Below are 18242 nucleotides of genomic sequence, written 5' to 3'. Positions count from 1 at the left end.
TGTATTTCATCGATGTAATTTGTAATTCGAATTTAAAAAATGTGTTAAGGTTAAATTATTCAGTGATTTTTAATTTTCAATCAACCTTAATTACATGTTAATGTCATCATTTATAATTTCGGCTGCGAGTATCTTTATGCTATGAATGCATTTAATATTCCTCAAAGCAATCACCCTAGAGTCATTATAGTAGGTGGTGGTTTTGGTGGTGTTACGCTTTCGCGAAAGCTAACAAAGCTCCAACTTCAAGTGGTACTTATAGATCAAAATAATTACCACACCTTTCAACCCTTATTGTATCAGGTCGCAACTAGCGGTTTAGAACCTGATAGTATTGCATTCCCATTACGAGGAATTACGGACAATCAGGAGAATTTCTTTTTTAGAATGGCACAGGTTACTCAGGTTGTTCCCAAAAAGAATGAAATTGAAACTAATATTGGAAAATTACAATTTGATTACTTGATTCTTGCCACAGGTACCAAGACCAATTATTTCAATAATCAACAAATAGAAAATGCTAGTATGGGAATGAAAAGCGTGGTTGAATCGCTTAACATACGTAGTACCATGCTCAAAAATTTTGAAAAGGCCACCATTACAGCTAGTGAAAAGGAGCGTAAGAAATTAATGCGTATTGTAATTTCTGGCGCTGGACCTACTGGAGTAGAGCTTGCTGGTGCTTTTGCCGAATTTAAAAAAGGAGTAGTTCCCAAGGATTATCCCGATATTAATCCTGAAAATATGGAAATTCACCTCATCGATGGGTCAGATAGGGTATTGTCTAGTATGAGCGAGGCGTCTAGTAAGAAATCTTTAAAATATCTTGAAAAATTAGGTGTCAATATTCATTTGAATACCTTGGTTAAGAATTATGAAGATGATGTCATCTCTACAAATACAGATCTTCATTTGGAAGCATCCACCTTTATCTGGAGTGCTGGTGTTATTGGAAATCACATTCCTGGTATTAAAGAAGATTCCTTTCATGAGAAAACACAACGTTATCGAGTAGATGAATATAATCGTATCATGGGTTACGAATTTATTTATGCTGTTGGTGATATCGCATTAATGGAAACGGATGACTATCCCAAAGGTCATCCACAAGTTGCGCAGCCAGCTATACAACAAGGGAAAAATCTTGCCAAAAACTTTAAAAGGCTACTCAGGGAAAAACCTCTTAAACCTTTTTCATACTTTGATAAAGGAAGCATGGCTACCATAGGGCGTAATAAAGCAGTTGCCGATGTAGGATCTTTTACGATCGGTGGTTTTGCTGCCTGGTTCACATGGTTGGCAGTTCACCTTTATTTTTTGGTAGGTGTTAGAAATCGAGTAGTGGTTTTTCTCAATTGGATTTATAACTATTTCAACTTTGATCGTGCTGCACGTCTTATCTTACAACCAGAGCGATCCAAAGCGGCTCCTAAGAATTAAAACAACCAGCTGCGGTCCCAAACTATTCCTAGATTGATAATAAATTCATACCTACTAGTTGAGGTATTTTGTTCAAATATTTGAGCATCGTTGGTACTAGCCAATCTACGTGCTTCAAATCTTAAAAACGAATACTCGGTAGGCTTGTACTCGGTCGATAGCGTTATTCCATAAACCGATAATCCTTCATCCACTGTTAGTTGAGAAGGAACGATTCCCGATATGAATCCGTTTTGATCTTTAAATAATTCTATTCGGCTTGTATAACTCCATTTGTTATTTTGTTGAAATTTTGCAGTAAGTAAAGCATTGTACATCCAAGCGGTTTTTCCCGTTTCTAATTCACTATTGGTTTGAGAACCTATATCAAATCCAGCTGTCAACCACCATCTTTCAGAAAATTGGGTGTTTAAATAGGCGTTGTGGTAGGTTCTATATCGAGAAACAGGATCATCAAGGGTAGCTTCTTGTCCAAAAATATTGGTATAAGTGATGCTTGTACGGTCATTAAAGGCATAGGTAAGTAATGCTCCAACGCTGAGCTCGTCATTCTCGTCAACAAATTGGTTATACCCATTCAAAACCCATAATTCGGCATACCAATTTTCATTGAATTGATTTGAAAGTTTAGCTCCTGCTTGATAAAAGGGTTCATTAAACGTAGCTACAGCTGTAGAAGCCGTCCAATTGTTTTTTGGTAGAAAACTTTCTGTTCCTATATGGGTAGTAAAAAAACCTGCATCCAGCCATAGTGTTTTGAACAACCTTAAGCCAACTGTTGCAGTTTGTACTTCATTAAAGTCATCGGACCAGGTTGCTTTTGCGATATCACCATAATGCAGTGTAAGGCTAGCTCGTACGTCCTTTGATTCATACTGAGCACCCAATTGCGCTATGTTTAAGCCTATTTGATTATTCCTGTTGGACGTGGTCGTAAAGGATCTAAAACCATCATGGCTACCGTTTGGGACATTGGCATAGTAGGTATCCAAGTAAAAGTCTACAGTAAGTTTCTTTTCAGTGGTTTCTTCTTGGCTTGTACCGGTAAAGATTCCAGTAAAAACACAAAAAAGAACGAATAGTGTATTCGATAAATTCATAATACAAAAGTCAACAGCCTTGGACTTATAATTTTGGTAAATAGGAAGAATTTAACTTAAAGTTACTGCATATAATAGGAAATTTGCCAAGTATTAAAATCCATCATGGGCCACTTTTTTAAAACCTTAAATCAGAAATATCAAAGATTTAAGTTAGGACTAAGTCCGCAGCGCAATTTATTTTACGGTTTTTTCACCTACATTATCACAGGTTGTTTGTTATTATGTTTGCCTTGGTTTCAAAAACAGGACGTATCTTTTTTGGATAATCTATTTATAGCCACCAGTGCGGTTTCTACTACAGGTCTGGTTACTGTAAGTGTATTTGACTCTTATAACTTTTTCGGTCAATTTGTGGTAATGTCCTTATTCCAATTAGGTGGTATAGGTTATTTGACATTCACCACTTTTATGTTACTCTCAACGACGAGAAAAATAACACACTGGCATAAAAGATTACTTAGCTGTGAGTTTACATTACCGACTACGATACGCATCAAGGATTTCTTAAAATCGGTAATTTTATTCACCGTGATTATGGAATTGATAGGAGCAATCTTGTTTTTTATTGCCTTTTATCATGATGGGATGCCATTCTGGGAAGCAGTTTGGAACGCTATATTTCACAGTATAAGTGCTTTTTGCACAGCAGGATTTAGTTTGTTCAATAGTGGTTTTACCGAATACGTTGACGACGGATTTATAAACTTCATTATTTCGTTTTTAGCGATCGCTGGATCATTAGGATTTATTGTGGTAACCGATTTAGTATTATACCTAAAAGACAAGACTCACAAACTGAGCTTTACTACCAAAATCATTTTTATAGGTTTTGCTTTCCTATTAAGTACAGGATTTATGTTTATGTATTTTTTAGAACCTAGTGTTACTGCTTTAATGGGATCTGAACGTATTTATGCGGCTTTCTTTCAAACCATGTCTGCCATGACTACAGTAGGATTCAACACAGTTGACTACGGTATATTTTCTCTTCCTATTGTTTTGGTCACTATCTTCTTGATGTATGTAGGAGCATCTCCATCAGGAACTGCTGGTGGAATGAAAATTACCACACTTACGGCTGTTTTTGCTATTATGAAAAGCAGGCTACAAGGAGCGAGAGAAATAACCTTTTTGGGACGTAAAATACCTTTTGAACGATTGTATATAGCTACCTCTTCCTTTATATTTTATACATCACTCATCTTTCTATTTACCTTATTGCTATCTTTTACAGAAGATTTCTCTTTTGAAAAAATACTGTTTGAGGTAAGCTCTGCATTGGGAACTGTCGGACTTAGTATGGGAATTACTGGTGATTTAACGGCTTGGGGAAAAGCTATCCTTATTGTATTAATGTTTATTGGTAGACTAGGAGTACTCACTTTTGGATTGGCGATTTGGTCCAAACAAAAGCATCAAAAACAGGTCGCAGTTTTAGAGGATGATTTGGCAGTGTAAGTAGTTACTTTCAAACTTCTTCGACAACTGGTTGATAATTCTCTATAAACTGTAAATCAGTGTATTAGGCATTGATTTTTAACAATGTTTTAAGACTTCTTCTGTGGCGGTATAGGCTGCGATTTTATAGTAACTAATGGTTCGGGTGCTACGATCTTAAATGGTCAAACTCACGTTCTCATTAAAAAGATAGGCTAGTAGCTTTGTATCAATTTATGTTCTCATAATTGGCGCGAGCAGCTAGTAAGGTGCTGAAATAACGCACTCCATATTCAATAACCGATTCGTCAACTTGAAAAATGGGTGTATGAGGCATGGCAATTATGTTTTGTTCCAAATTAGAAGCACCCATAAAAAAATAAGTTCCTGGAATTTCTTCTTGAAACAAAGCAAAATCATCGCTACGTCCACCAGGAAAACTTCCAGAAAGCTCTGTGAGTGCATCCTCATAATGATTAGACAGGAATTGCATGGCCTCTTTAGTGGTTGCGGGATGGTTTTTAATCACGTAAGAAACGGGTTCGATGCGGTGGTACTTATATACATCTTGCAAAGCCCCATGCTTAAATATAGAATCCATCTTTTGACGACCTTGTTCCAGTTCTTCAGCGTTACTGAAACTCATATAAGCGCTCAAAGTGGTGCTATCTTTAAGTTTTTGCACTTTCACCGGACTTTCTAAATAGGTATAATTCTTATAAATACTAGAACTACCTACGATACCAATAGTAGCATCTTCAAAAGAACTATCAGTACCAAAACGTTCGTCAGTCACATTTTGTAATTGCTTAAAGTAGGAAGTAGCCGCAGTAATTTTGGTAGTATCTTGGGTATGTAAACTCAAAACGATTTTCTTGTAATGGGCATAAATCTCATTGGGTTTAACGGCCACTGTACCTACAGGAAACGGAGTCATATGCAAGGCATAGAACTTATCAGGTTGAATTACTTCTAGCAAGCCATCTTCTAGCATGGCCTTTGCTCCAGTAATCGTTTCTTCGGCAGGTTGAAAAACGAAATAATACGTTCCAACTAATTGCTCTTTGTGCAAGCTCAAATTTTTAGCAATTCCCAAAGCAATGGTAGTATGCACATCGTGTCCACAAATATGTCTTAAACCTGGATTTTTAGACGCAAAAGCTACTGGATCATCTTCAAACTCGGTCGCAAGTGCGTCAATGTCGGCACGCCAGGCTATTTTCTTACCAGGCTTGCCCGTATCTAAAATACCAACCACGCCATAACCACCTATATTCTCATGAACTTCTAGTTGTAACTCCTTGAGGTAATCAGCCACAAGAGTTGCGGTTCGCTTTTCATTACCAGCTAGTTCAGGATATTGATGTAAATCTCTACGTATTTCTACCAGTTCATTGAACATTTCTTGTGAAGCGGTAGCCATATCCTCAAACAACAATTCTGTATCGTTTTCAGTCGGTTTGCAAGACAACAGCACACTTATTGTCAATAAGGTTAGTACGTATTTCATGGTCTGGTATTTCAGGTAGTTACTCAAAGGTAGTAAAATAGCTGGCACTTTTTTATCCAACATACATCACATGTCAAACAACATCCACATTAAATTCACTAAAAACCAAACACTACACATTAGTTAAAAAACTAGTTTTTTTCTATCTTCACAGTCCCCTAAATCGCTGCACTTTCTTACTCAAAAGAAAATGAGTGGTTTAGGGTGTTTTATTAATAACGCTTTCGCGAAAGCGTAACTGCTATTAGCCAATGAATGAAGAAAAATTAACCTTATCACAACTAGAACAATACTTATCCAAAGCTGCGTGGATTTTAAAAGGTCCTGTAGATGCCTCAGATTATAAAGTTTATATTTTCCCTTTGTTGTTTTTTAAACGTTTGTCTGATGTTTATGATGAGGAATACCATCAAGCCCTAGAGGAATCTGATGGAGATAAGGAATATGCATCTTTACCAGAATTTCACCGATTTGAAATTCCAGATAATTGTCATTGGAAAGATGTGAGAGAAACAACAAGTAATGTAGGTCTAGCCATTGAAAAAGCGCTACGTGGTATTGAACAGGCTAATCAAGAATCGCTTTATGGAATTTTTGGTGATGCGCAATGGAGTAATAAGAACAAGCTTTCAGATCGATTGCTGATTGATTTGATAGAACATTTTTCTCAATATAATTTATCCAACTCACTAGTCGATCCCGATATTTTAGGAAATGCCTATGAGTATTTGATTAAACACTTTGCAGATTTAACTAATAAAAAAGCTGGTGAATTTTATACACCACGTTCTGTGGTTCATCTATTAGGTTTGATTCTAGATCCTCATGAAGGAGAGACCATCTATGATCCTGCTTGTGGAACCGGCGGTATGTTACTAGAGTGCGTAGATCATTTAAAGGATAATAACGAAGATTACCGTACGCTTAAATTATACGGTCAGGAGAAGAACTTGACTTCTAGTTCCATTGCTAGAATGAACATGTTCTTGCATGGTATTGAAGATTTTCAAATTGCAAGAGGAGATACCTTACGACAACCTGCATTTTTTGCAGCAGATGGTTTAAAAACCTTTGACTGTGTGATTGCAAATCCACCGTTCTCTTTAAAACAATGGGGCGCAGAAAATTGGACAAATGATCCTTATGGTCGGAATATCGCTGGAGTGCCACCTAAAGGCAACGGAGACATGGCTTGGGTGCAACATATGATCAAATCCATGAACAGTACGGGACGTATGGCAGTGGTTTTACCTCATGGTGCTTTGTTTAGAAAAGGTGCCGAAGGCAAAATTAGAAAAGCACTTCTAGAACAAGATTTACTAGAAGCAGTTATTGGTATTGGTCCTAATATTTTCTATGGTACTCAGTTAGCAGCTTGTGTCATGGTATTTAAACAAAACAAGCAAGCAGATAAAAAAGATAAGGTTTTATTTATTGATGCCTCAGACCAAATTAGAGTAGGTAGAGCACAAAACTTTTTAGAACCTGAACATGTTAATCAAATCTTTAAATGGTACACTGCTTATCAAGATGTTGAGAATTACGTAAAAGTAGCTGACATCAATGATCTTGAAGAGAATGATTTCAATCTTAATATTCCACTTTATGTTGAGAAAATCATTGAAGATAATTTACCTAGTGTAGAAGAAGCGCTATCTGATTTAAAAGAGGCTTGGGAAGCCTCACAAAAAGCTGAAGAAAGGTTTAAAAAAATATTGAAAGAGTTTATTTAATGGAAAAAAAGATATCAGACATTTTACATTCGATTGATAATGGAGAGTATAAGATACCTGAATTTCAAAGAGGTTATGTTTGGAATAGTAAACAGGTTAAAGAATTTTTTAAATCTCTCTACCTTGAATATCCTTCTGGTTCGTTTTTAATTTGGAAAACCAAAGACCCTTCAAAAATAAGAGGTAGCATAACTGATACAAATTCTGTGTTTCATCAGCTAATATTAGATGGACAACAGAGGCTAACTACTATTTATACAATTTTCCGAGGTGAAACGCCAGATTGGTATGAAGGAGTTTCTTTGAGGACAGATTTGTATTTCAATCTAGAAACAGAGGAGTTTGAATATTTTATGCAGAAGAAGATGGGAAATAATCCAGAATGGATTAACGTTTCAGATTTTTTAAGTAAAGGCGGTGTAGGAACATTTATTACTCATATTCAATCGCTAGATGAAGATGTTAAAAATTATTATTTAAGCAAAATTGTTACGCTGAATAAATTAGGTGCAATTCAGGATTATGGTTATTACATTAAAGAAATAACTATAACAGATTTAGATAAAGTAGTTGAGATATTTAATTTGGTAAATAAAACAGGTACAACACTTAATGAGTCAGATTTGGCGCTTGCCATTATAACTTCTAACTGGCCTGAGGCTAAAGACAGATTTAGAGAAGCCTCCGAAGAATTTTTAAAGTATAATTATGATTTCAGCTTTAGAAATTATACCCGTTTATTGAACATATTTACAACGGAACGAGGTAAGTTCACTGATGACATTGGGGAAATTACATCAGAAAAGTTTGAAGAAGCCTGGAAGGAGATAAAAAAGATATTAGCTTACTTAATTAATATCTTGAGAGATAAAGCATTTATTGATTCATCAGATAGTTTTAGCACGTTATATGTGTATTACGTACTAGGTTATTATTTGATGAAGAATGGTGGACAATTTAAATCAGAAGAGGAAGCTAACAAAGCTATTTACTGGATGTACACAGCATTACTTTGGGGAAGATTTAGTGGTTCATCAGAATCGTTTTTAGAAAAAGATATGAATGCTATTAAAGAGAATAATTCTATCGATGCTCTAATTAAGGAAATGCATTTGTTTAGAGGAACCAATTTATATTTAAGACCTGAAGACGTTACGATGCAAGGCGTTAGAAGTAGAATCTACAATCTTTTCTACAGTGCTGTGCGTGCACAAAATGCAAAAGACTGGACAAATCCAGTGTTAAGTTTGTATTCTAAAAGCGTAGGGTATAACAATAAGCTAGAACGTCATCATATTTTTCCAAAAGCATTTCTTTATAAAAAATATAGTTCGAGTAGTTCTATCCATAAAGCTCTTGTTAATGAAATTTCAAATATTGCCTTTATTACTCAAAAGTCTAATATTAAAATACTAGATGGCGATCCAGCTGAATATCTGCCAAATATTGATCCAGAGCAACTGAGAAAGCAATTTGTGCCAACCGATACTTCTTTATATACATTAGAGAACTATGAAGAATTTCTCGATGTAAGAAGAAAGAAATTAACTGATGGAATTAATAAGTTTTTAAAATCTTACTATGAAGATTATTCTAAAGACATAAAAAATCAAGATTTACAGCATTACGATGAAGAGATTGAAAATATTGAAATATCTCTTCGAAATATCATTTCAGATCGATTAGAATTGGCTTGTGAATTAGATGCCTATCAGGAATTAATACCTGAGCATATAAAAGGAAAAGTCAATGGAAGAATCAAAAATTGGCTAGGAAAAAATCCAGGAGAGGATAAAAATCAGTTTAATAACTTAAGAAGGCGAATGGATTTTTTCGATATGCAAGAGTATAAAGATGTTATCGTATCTAAACCTGCATATCCTTTGTTTGAAGAGACTTTTGGCAGTAAAGGAACTTTAGAAGTTCGTTTCAATCAAATTGCAGAATTAAGAAATTCAATTCGGCACAGTAGAGACGTAACTGATGCTACTATCAAAGATGGCGAGGCTTCTATAATGTGGTTTACTTCTATTATAAGACCATACTTAAAAAAAGCTGAAGTAATGAACGATAACGAATAACATGACGCAACAAGAACTAGAAAAATACCTTTGGGGAGCAGCAACCTCGCTACGAGGCACTATAGATGCTGGTGATTATAAACAATACATATTTCCGTTATTGTTTTATAAGCGCATATGTGATGTGTATGATGAGGAGTTTGAAAAAGCACTAGAAGAAAGCGATGGTGATTTAGAATATGCCGCATTTGCAGAGCATCATCATTTTATAGTACCAGAGACCGCACACTGGAATAGCGTGCGTGAAACTACGGTAAACGTAGGTATCGCCATACAAAATGCCATGCGCGATATAGAAAAAGCCAACCCAGAAACGCTTTATGGAATTTTTGGCGACGCAAGCTGGACTAATAAAAATCGGTTAAGTGATGCCACTTTGACCAACCTTATTGAACATTTCTCGCAGCACAAACTCAATTTAAAAAATGTCCCCGACGACCAACTGGGTAATGCCTATGAGTATTTAATCAAAGAGTTCGCAGATGATTCTGGGCATACCGCAGCCGAGTTCTACACCAATAGAACGGTGGTTAAACTCATGACTATGATTATGGATCCACAACCAGGAGAAAGTGTGTATGATCCTACCTGTGGTTCTGGTGGTTTGTTATTGAATTGCGCTTTGCATTTACGTGATGAAGGCAAGGAATACCGTACCCTAAAATTATATGGTCAAGAAATTAACCTCATTACCAGCGCTATAGCACGTATGAATATGTTTATGCACGGTATAGAAGAGTTTAGCATTGTGCGTGGCGATACACTAGCACGACCAGCCTTTTTGCACAACGATGAGCTAAAAACATTTAACGTAATTCTGGCTAATCCACCATACAGTATAAAAGCTTGGGACAAAAAAAGCTTTGAAAATGACCCTTACGGACGTAACCTTTGGGGAACACCGCCACAAGGCTGTGCCGATTATGCCTTCCAACAGCATATACAGAAAAGTTTAGATGCTGAAAATGGGCGCTCTATTTCATTATGGCCGCACGGAATTTTATTTCGCGAAAGTGAAGCAGAAATGAGAAGTAAAATGATAGAGGAAGATTTGGTTGAATGCGTTATAGGTTTAGGCCCTAATTTGTTTTACAACTCACCAATGGAAGCTTGTTTGTTAATTACAAAGACTAATAAAACTAAAAAGAAACAAGGAAAAGTTTTAATAATTAATGCTTTAAAAGAAGTAAAACAAGAAAGGAACATTGCATTTTTAGAACAAAAACATATTCATAAAATTTTTAAGGCTTATAAAGATTTTAAAAATATAGATGACTTTGCTAAAGTGGTTTCTGTTGATGAGCTTTTGGAAAATAAAGGAAGTTTAAACATTGCACAGTATTTGAGTAATGTAGATACTAGCGAACCAAATTTATCTTTAGATGAAGCCTTAACAAATTGGAAAGAGAAATCTGCAACTTTAAAAGCTAGTATAAATGAATTATTTAATGTTTTGAATTAAATGGAAATGACAAAACAGAATATAGATTTAAATAATTTAGATAAATCTAATTGGAAGCTTTTTAAGTTTGAAGAGATTGCTCAAAAAATATCTAAAACTGTAAAGCCAGAAGAAGCTGATGTAGATATTTATGTAGGTCTTGAACATTTAGATGCTAACGATATTCATATACGTAGAAAAGGAGTGCCTTCTGATGTTAAAGGTGGAAAGCTACGCTGTTATCCAGGTGATGTTATTTTTGGAAAACGACGTGCTTACCAACGCAAAGCAGCAATAGTAGATTTTGATGGTATTTGCTCTGCACATGCATTTGTTTTTAGGGCAAACTCTGATATCATTAACCCAAAACTATTTCCTTTCTTTTTGCACTCAGACCAATTTATGCACCGGATGGTAGATATTTCTGTTGGTGGATTATCGCCAACCATAAATTGGGGAGATTTAAAACATCAAGAATTCCTCTTACCACCAAAAGACCAACAAGCTAAACTGGCTCAATTACTTTGGGCTATGGATGAGGTTGTTGAGAGGGAAACTGAGGTGTTAGGCAAATTAAAAATAGATAAAACAGTTTCGTTAAAAAACTATTTTAAACAGGACACAATGGAAGTTCAATTAAAGAAAATAGGAGAGATTATTACTGGTTCAACACCATCAACAAAAAATAAAGATTATTGGAATGGAGATATCCCATTTGTTACTCCTGCTGATTTAGAAACCCAAATAAGTATTGAAAAAACAGTGAGGTCAATTTCTGAAAAAGGTCTGCAAGTAACTAGAGAAATCCCACCTAACTCACTAATGGTTGTGTGTATTGCTTCCGTTGGTAAAATGGGAATATCTACTAAAAGATGCGCTACTAACCAGCAAATTAATACGATAATACCCAACGTAGATATAAATGCTAAATATTTATATAACACATTTAATTTATTTATTCATAGAATTATATCTAGAGCAGCTAATTCAGTTGTTCCTATATTAAATAAAGGTGATTTTAGTCTAATTAAAATGCCTCTCTTGGATAAAATAGAAAGAGATAAATTTGTAAAAATTGCAGATAAATTTGATGATTCGATTAATGATTTAGAATCCAAAATTCAAAGTTCCAAAGCCTTACAAATGAGTTTAATTAATCAGTTGTTTTAGGGTATGCATTGGTATGAGCCAGATACACGTTGGGATTTATATGCAAAATCTAGAGAAGAGTTTGTAGATAGGTTTGTTGTTGAAGGTAAGTTTCATAAAAATGTACCAGAAGATATTGTCACAGATTTTCAAACAGTAAGTTACATAATGGCGCATAGCTATTATCATTGGCCAATGTTTGATGAAGCTATGAGTAAACTACTGCTCATCATGGAAATGGCCATTAAATTAAAAGCTAAAGCACTTGGAATTCCAACCAAAAATGGCAAAAGAGATAAACGGTTGGTAAACATTATAAATGATGTTTTTGAGAATGATTATTTAAAGTTTTTAAAACCAGATTTTGATAGAGCCAGAAATTTTAGAAATATAAAAATGCATCCAGATAACCTTATGTTTATGGGAGCAATGGGCTTTACAGATGCAAACGCAAGACTATTTGCAAACACTATTAATTTATTGTTTTTAGAGAGTAATGAGTTAAATAAATTACACTCAACCATACATGAATTAGAATCAATATTAAAGCCATTTAAAACTGGTATTCATGTGTTGCAGTTTCAGGATAAAAAGATTTTGATTGATGGGTTTTATACTTTTAAATATCGTGAGTTTGAGAATAACAAATTACTGTTATTGTATATAAACCCATTGACTACAAATGTTCACGAAAAGTTTGTAGAAAAAAAATATCCAGAACCATTAATAATAGCATTTAAAGATTATAAAATAAAAGAAGAAAGTATTGAGGGAGTCGATTTAAAAGGTAAACTAATGAAAGTTTATATTGATGATAAGGTGCAGAATTTAAAAGCCTATATTAATTATCATAAAGCATTGAGTAAGATTCCAGAAAAAGATAAGCAGATGTTTTTTCAATTGAATAGTTCTAATGCCTTATGGCAAATGGAAAAGATTTTTTATGAGAATTGTTGGAGTTAAAATAGTTTAATTAATCGCGTGTTTTAATTATGTCATTAAAATTTATTGATGAAATAAAAAGAGAGGAAGAAAATCAATCGCTTTCTATTCCAGCCAAGAGGCTAAAAGAAAAACTAGAACCTATAAATAGCAAGGTAGAAGAAATGACTAAAAGATGGTTTTGGGAACTTCTTCAAAACGCGAGTGATTATAATGATGATGTTAAAGTAAAATTGACATTAGATAACAATAAAATCACGTTTTCACACTCTGGAAAACCATTTAGAACCTTAGACGTTTTAAATCTCATTTCTCCCGACTCTGGGAAAGATGGAGATGAAATAGACATGAAAGATAACATAGGTAAGTTTGGGTCTGGTTTAATTTCTACTCATGTACTTTCCAGTATAATTGAAGTTGAAGGTATTGTAAAAAAAAATGATGAAGATAAGCACTATAAATTTAAAATTTTATTAGATCGAAGTAACCCAGGTAATAAAAGCTTTCTTCAAAATTCCATTAAAAAAACAAAACTAGAATTAAGAAATAATCACCACCTATCAGAGTATAAAAAAGGCACTTTTCAAACTCATTTTTCTTATTTATTAAACAAACCATTTAATCAAATAGATGGTAAAAAAGCAGCAATAGAAGGTATAAATTATTTAATTACCATATTACCTTATACATTGTGCTTTATGAGAAAAGTGTTATCAGTTGAGATTATTAATAATGCTGATGAGTTCAATAAATTCTCTTCTTTTAAGCTCATTTTTCAATCTCAAAATGATAATATTATAACATTTAAGAAAATTATGGATAACGAGATTGAACTCATAGATATGTTTTATCTCAGTTATGATAAGGTAAGTACAGCTATTCAAATTAAGAATAATAATGCCGTAGCGTTTCCAGATAACATGTCAAAATTGTTCTGCGGACTACCATTAATAGGCACAGAAAAAGTTGGTTTACCAATTATTCTTAATAGTTTAAATTACCAGCCATCTACCGAAAGGCATAATATTGAATTATCTCCTAATGATTCTCTTAATAGAAAAATATGTGAAGAAGGGGTTGAGTTATTTGATAAATTGATTAAAATTCTGCTTTCAAACAAAACTGGGAATCTTTACAATATAGCATATGTAAGAAAAACATTTAATGGTACCGAACCGAGTAAAATATGGTTTAAAAATAAATTGGTTAAATCGTTTATTTCCAAGATTTTAAACTTGAGTTTACTAGTTAATGTGAAAGGAAATAATATTCCATTAAAAAACGCCAAAATTCCTTTTATTGATGATGAGCACATGGAAAGATTTTATGGTGTAGCGAATTGTTTTGCATCATTAAAATTACCTGAAAAATCAAGTTTCGAGGCATGGCATAAAGCTATAGATTTTAATCTGATACCTTCTATCAAATATTCCTTCGAAAATTTTCTATCTGAGGTTGTTTTAACCTCACAAATAGATACATTTTCATTACATAATTCTAGTAATACTATGGAATGGCTAAAAGATGTTTTTTCATTGATTACCGATGTCGAACCAAATCTATTCAACAAATACAAAATTTTTCCTAATCAAAACAAAGTGTTGTGTGAAAGAGAATTTATATACTTTAATGATGATATGCCTGAAAAATTAATTGATATTAACAATTCAATTAATAAAGAAATTATGGAAAATACATTATTGCACTCTGATTTCAATGACTTTAAAGATTATCTTCCTGTAGGAAGTAGTAGAGGGCTTAAATTTATTTGTAATAGAATAGACGAATCATTTAAAAATGCGTATGCCAAAAATGATGGTAGTCCAGATACATTTATAGAACCGCTAAGAAAATTATTTAAATGGTATAATGACTCTGATTTAAAAGTAAAAGAATTAAAAGATTTATTCAAATGGTTCAGTACCAAAAGAGCGGTTTTATTTCTTGAAACATTTAATGAAACAGAAAGAGATATGGCACTTAATATAGCCCAAAGTGGCAAAATGCGAGCGTTATCTAAATTAGCAGACTCAAGTATAACAATTGAGCAGCTATCTGAATTATCGAATAAGGCTCATTTAATAGAATCCGTACTCCTAGCCTTGCAAGAAGAAATTGATGATAAAACATTTGCTGATAAAGAGACTGGAAAAATAGGAGAAAAGCTTGTTTATGAGGATCTAAAAAATAAATTTCCCGAATATCAAGGGTATAAAGTTATTTGGTCGAGTAAAGAATTAAATGAACGCCGTTTTGATTTCGAAATTCTTTATCAAGAAAGTACTAAGTATTACATTGATGCTAAGACTACAATTCGAGGTCTTTCTAATAGTGATTCAGTTCCTTTCTTCATGCGTAAGTCGCAATGGAGTTTTATTCAGTCCAATGAGGCACAGAAAAAATATTTGCTTGCCAGAGTATTTTTACAAAACAAGAGTCATCAGGTAAATTATCTTTCAATTAATCTTAAAAATTTGTGATTTGGAGAAATTAGACGAAAAATTCGAAGTCATACACTACTATGATAATATTTACCTAGTAATCGAGCATAAGAAAACCATTGAATACGATCTAAATTTCAAAGGAGCACATGAGCTGGCAAAAAAAGAAATGAATAAATGGATTACGTGTATTAAGTCTAAAAGTTTATATCATTACAGAAAGAAAGACGATACATTATTATATGCAGGAAGAGTTCGAATTGGATCTGTGGGTGAAAGGACTTGGAAAAAACTATTTGTCGACGGTATCAAAATTATAATTCTAGATGGTAGATCTGAACCAGATAGAATGGATTATCAATGGATTTGCAATTATTTAAATGCAATTGAAACTTATGGTGTAGATGCTTTTATGGATAATTATAAAAAATCTTTACAAGAATATAGTCAGCGAATAACCATGAATATAGAAGCAAATCAATCTTTACTTGAAAATATTAGTAATAAATCTATGAAGGAAAAAATTCAATTTGAAATAATCCGGAATAGATCTATATTAAATAAAATCTTAAAGATCATTCTTTTAATTAATGTGCATATGAATTTAGCAATTGAAAATGATATTGCTAAAATTACTTATGATAAAATCAGCAACTTATTTGCTTAATTGTATGTCATACAATTAACATTATTATGTATTAAATATTATTGCGAAGCAACTTACAATTTTATCCTAAATTCTAACAACGACCAATGACCTTACATGCTGCTATAGAACAAGTCTTGTTAAAAGCTAAAACAGCGTTAAGCACAGCTGAAATTGCCAGCGTTTTAAATAAAACCAGCTGGTACACCAAAAAAGACGGTTCTGCTATACAAAGCAGTCAGATAAGTGCTAGAGTTAGAAACTATCCTCATTTATTCGTAAAAAGTAATGGGAAGATTTCACTTAAAAACACCACTGGGATATTTAAAACTCCAATAGTTTCTAAACACAAAAAGTTAGCAGTTAAATCCAGTATAGAAGACTCTACTTTACTGAAAAAAATTCTGATGAATGAGAAGAATTTCAATTCAGTTGCTGATAGTGAAGATAGTATTCCGCATGAGCCAGGACTGTATTGCGTCAGAATTAAAAACAGTAATGCGCTTCCTTCTACTTTTCAAAACGCATTAAAAGAGAGAAAACATAATATTATCTACATAGGTTTAGCATCTAAAAGTTTGAAGAAACGTTTTTTAAATCAAGAGCTAAAAGCCAAAGGGCATGGAACTTTCTTTAGAAGTCTAGGAGCAGTTTTGGGATATGTACCAGAGCCTGGTTCTTTAAAAGGAAAAAGAAATCAAAACAATTATAAATTTTCAAAGCAGAATGAAGTTAAAATCATTAACTGGATTAATGAAAACTTATTAATCAATTGGGTAACGCATTCTGAAAATTTGAATGGAATAGAGAAGGGGCTTATCGTAGAGTACTTACCTATATTAAATATAGCAGGTAATCCAGAGGCTTTGGATGCATTACGATTGTTGAGGAATAGGTGTAAAATGGTGGCAAGAGGATGATACCTTTTGTTATAAGCGGAATTAGGGTCTTACGGTTATAAGAATACTTACAAGTAGAAAAGCCATAAATGAGTAATTCGCGATTCGCGAATCGCGAATTATATAGTGTTTTAAGTATATTTGTATATGAACAAATAAATTATGTTATGAAAAAGCATAGCGGTATGCGTCCGCATGATATTGTTATTTTACTAAAGATTATTGCTAAAAGAGACCAGAAATGGTACATGAAAGATCTGTCATACGAATTAAATATAAGTGCTAGCGAGGTAAGTGAAAGCATTAACCGGTCTGTCATCGCTGGGCTTATGGCATCTGATAAAAAACTGGTAATGAAACTAGCGCTTATGGATTTTTTAGCTCATGGTTTGCCCTACGTATATCCACAACAACCAGGAGCTATCGTGCGTGGTATTCCTACTGCACACTCTGCGGCACCGCTAAACGATACTATAGTGAGTAACGAGCATTATGTTTGGCCTTATGGTAAAGGATCTTTACGAGGTCAGGCTATAGAACCTTTATATCCTACAGTAGTAGAGGCTGTTCAAAAAGATGAGAAATTACATGAATTATTAGCATTAGTAGATGCCGTTAGAGTAGGAAGAGCTAGAGAAAAAGAAATTGCATTAAAAGAATTAAAAAGTAGAATACTAGAAAATGATTCTGATTTAGATAGACGATTATCGCTTTTAGGTAATAAATAAAAGTTATGGAAAATAAAGTCATCAATTTAGACACCGTAGGCCAAGTAGCAATGGCACTTCAAGAACTTAAAGCTCAAATGGTTTTTATAGGTGGTGCGGTAGTGAGCGTTTATACAGATGACCCATCTGCAGATGAAATAAGACCAACGGCAGATATAGATTTAACCATTAACTTGTTAAACTATTCAGATTGGGCACAAATGCAAGAACGATTAGCACAACTTGGGTTTAGCCCAGACCCAAATGGACATGCAATTTGTAGTTATTTATATGAAGGTATATCTGTAGATATAATGCCTGCAGAAGATGGCCCAATAGGTCCAGCTAATAAATGGTATAAGATTGGATTTCAAAATTTATACACTACAGAAGTTAAAGGAGAAGCTATAAGTATTCTTTCTGCACCTTGCTATATAGCTACCAAATTTGAAGCATTTAATGATCGTGGAACAGATTACAGAACAAGCCATGATTTTGAAGATATTATCTATGTAATGGATAATAGAACAACCATTGTAGAAGAAATTAATGAAGACCATCCAGAGGTAAAAGAATTTATCAAAGATGAATTCATCAAAATATATACTAGTCCTACGTTTACAGAAGTAATTTCCTGTCATATTCATCCGCTTATAATGGATGATAGATTACCAATCTTAATACATAAGATAGAAAAAATAATTAAGAGTTAA

Annotated in this window: 14 protein-coding genes; 12 read left to right on the top strand and 2 right to left on the bottom strand. The window is 33.5% G+C overall.

The window, feature by feature from the left end; all coding sequences use genetic code 11:
* Positions 1-141: 141 nt before the first annotated feature.
* Positions 142-1440, top strand: a complete 1299-nt coding sequence (locus AAT17_RS02335) for an NAD(P)/FAD-dependent oxidoreductase (RefSeq protein ID WP_060522788.1) — start codon at positions 142-144, stop codon at positions 1438-1440.
* Here the strand turns inward: AAT17_RS02335 and AAT17_RS02330 are convergent.
* Complete coding sequence (locus tag AAT17_RS02330) at positions 1437-2540, bottom strand: outer membrane beta-barrel protein (protein WP_060522787.1); 1104 nt, start codon at positions 2538-2540, stop codon at positions 1437-1439. The genes AAT17_RS02335 and AAT17_RS02330 overlap by 4 nt on opposite strands.
* 105 nt (positions 2541-2645) lie before the next feature.
* Here AAT17_RS02330 and AAT17_RS02325 point away from each other — a divergent pair, with 105 nt between their 5' ends.
* A complete protein-coding gene (locus AAT17_RS02325; protein ID WP_060522786.1) occupies positions 2646-4001 on the top strand; it encodes a TrkH family potassium uptake protein in 1356 nt (451 codons plus the stop codon).
* A gap of 208 nt (positions 4002-4209) precedes the next feature.
* On the opposite strand, the gene AAT17_RS02320 is transcribed toward AAT17_RS02325, so the two are convergent.
* Positions 4210-5490, bottom strand: coding sequence for a M20 family metallopeptidase (locus tag AAT17_RS02320; protein ID WP_060522785.1), 1281 nt, complete (start codon positions 5488-5490; stop codon positions 4210-4212).
* Positions 5491-5741: 251 nt separating this feature from the next.
* On the opposite strand from AAT17_RS02320, the gene AAT17_RS02315 reads away from it, so the two are divergent.
* The 10 genes from AAT17_RS02315 to AAT17_RS02270 all read left to right on the top strand — a co-directional run bounded on the left by AAT17_RS02315 (position 5742) and on the right by AAT17_RS02270 (position 18242).
* A complete protein-coding gene (locus AAT17_RS02315; protein ID WP_060522784.1) occupies positions 5742-7223 on the top strand; it encodes a class I SAM-dependent DNA methyltransferase in 1482 nt (493 codons plus the stop codon).
* On the top strand, positions 7223-9304 hold the full coding sequence (locus AAT17_RS02310) for a DUF262 domain-containing protein (RefSeq protein WP_060522783.1): 2082 nt from the start codon (positions 7223-7225) through the stop codon (positions 9302-9304). Before AAT17_RS02315 ends, AAT17_RS02310 begins: the two co-directional genes overlap by 1 nt.
* Position 9305: 1 nt before the next feature.
* A complete protein-coding gene (locus AAT17_RS02305; RefSeq protein ID WP_060522782.1) occupies positions 9306-10766 on the top strand; it encodes a class I SAM-dependent DNA methyltransferase in 1461 nt (486 codons plus the stop codon).
* 6 nt (positions 10767-10772) lie between these two features.
* A complete protein-coding gene (locus AAT17_RS02300; RefSeq protein WP_172792940.1) occupies positions 10773-11915 on the top strand; it encodes a restriction endonuclease subunit S in 1143 nt (380 codons plus the stop codon).
* A gap of 3 nt (positions 11916-11918) precedes the next feature.
* Positions 11919-12857, top strand: a complete 939-nt coding sequence (locus tag AAT17_RS02295; RefSeq protein WP_060522780.1) for a hypothetical protein — start codon at positions 11919-11921, stop codon at positions 12855-12857.
* Positions 12858-12886: 29 nt separating this feature from the next.
* Positions 12887-15316: a DUF3883 domain-containing protein gene (locus AAT17_RS02290; RefSeq protein ID WP_060522779.1), complete on the top strand. Its 2430-nt coding sequence runs from the start codon at positions 12887-12889 to the stop codon at positions 15314-15316.
* Between the two features lies 1 nt (position 15317).
* Positions 15318-15944, top strand: coding sequence for a hypothetical protein (locus AAT17_RS02285; protein ID WP_060522778.1), 627 nt, complete (start codon positions 15318-15320; stop codon positions 15942-15944).
* Between the two features lie 86 nt (positions 15945-16030).
* On the top strand, positions 16031-16843 hold the full coding sequence (locus AAT17_RS02280) for a GIY-YIG nuclease family protein (RefSeq protein ID WP_060522777.1): 813 nt from the start codon (positions 16031-16033) through the stop codon (positions 16841-16843).
* Between the two features lie 68 nt (positions 16844-16911).
* Positions 16912-17550 carry a hypothetical protein gene (locus AAT17_RS02275; RefSeq protein ID WP_253279783.1) on the top strand — a complete coding sequence of 213 codons (639 nt, stop codon included), beginning with the start codon at positions 16912-16914 and terminating at the stop codon, positions 17548-17550.
* A gap of 5 nt (positions 17551-17555) precedes the next feature.
* Complete coding sequence (locus AAT17_RS02270; protein WP_060522775.1) at positions 17556-18242, top strand: nucleotidyl transferase AbiEii/AbiGii toxin family protein; 687 nt, start codon at positions 17556-17558, stop codon at positions 18240-18242.

It is taken from the genome of Nonlabens sp. MIC269 (genome assembly GCF_001430865.1).
GTDB lineage: Bacteria > Bacteroidota > Bacteroidia > Flavobacteriales > Flavobacteriaceae > Nonlabens > Nonlabens tegetincola.
This window is presented reverse-complemented; position numbering and strand designations above follow the sequence as displayed.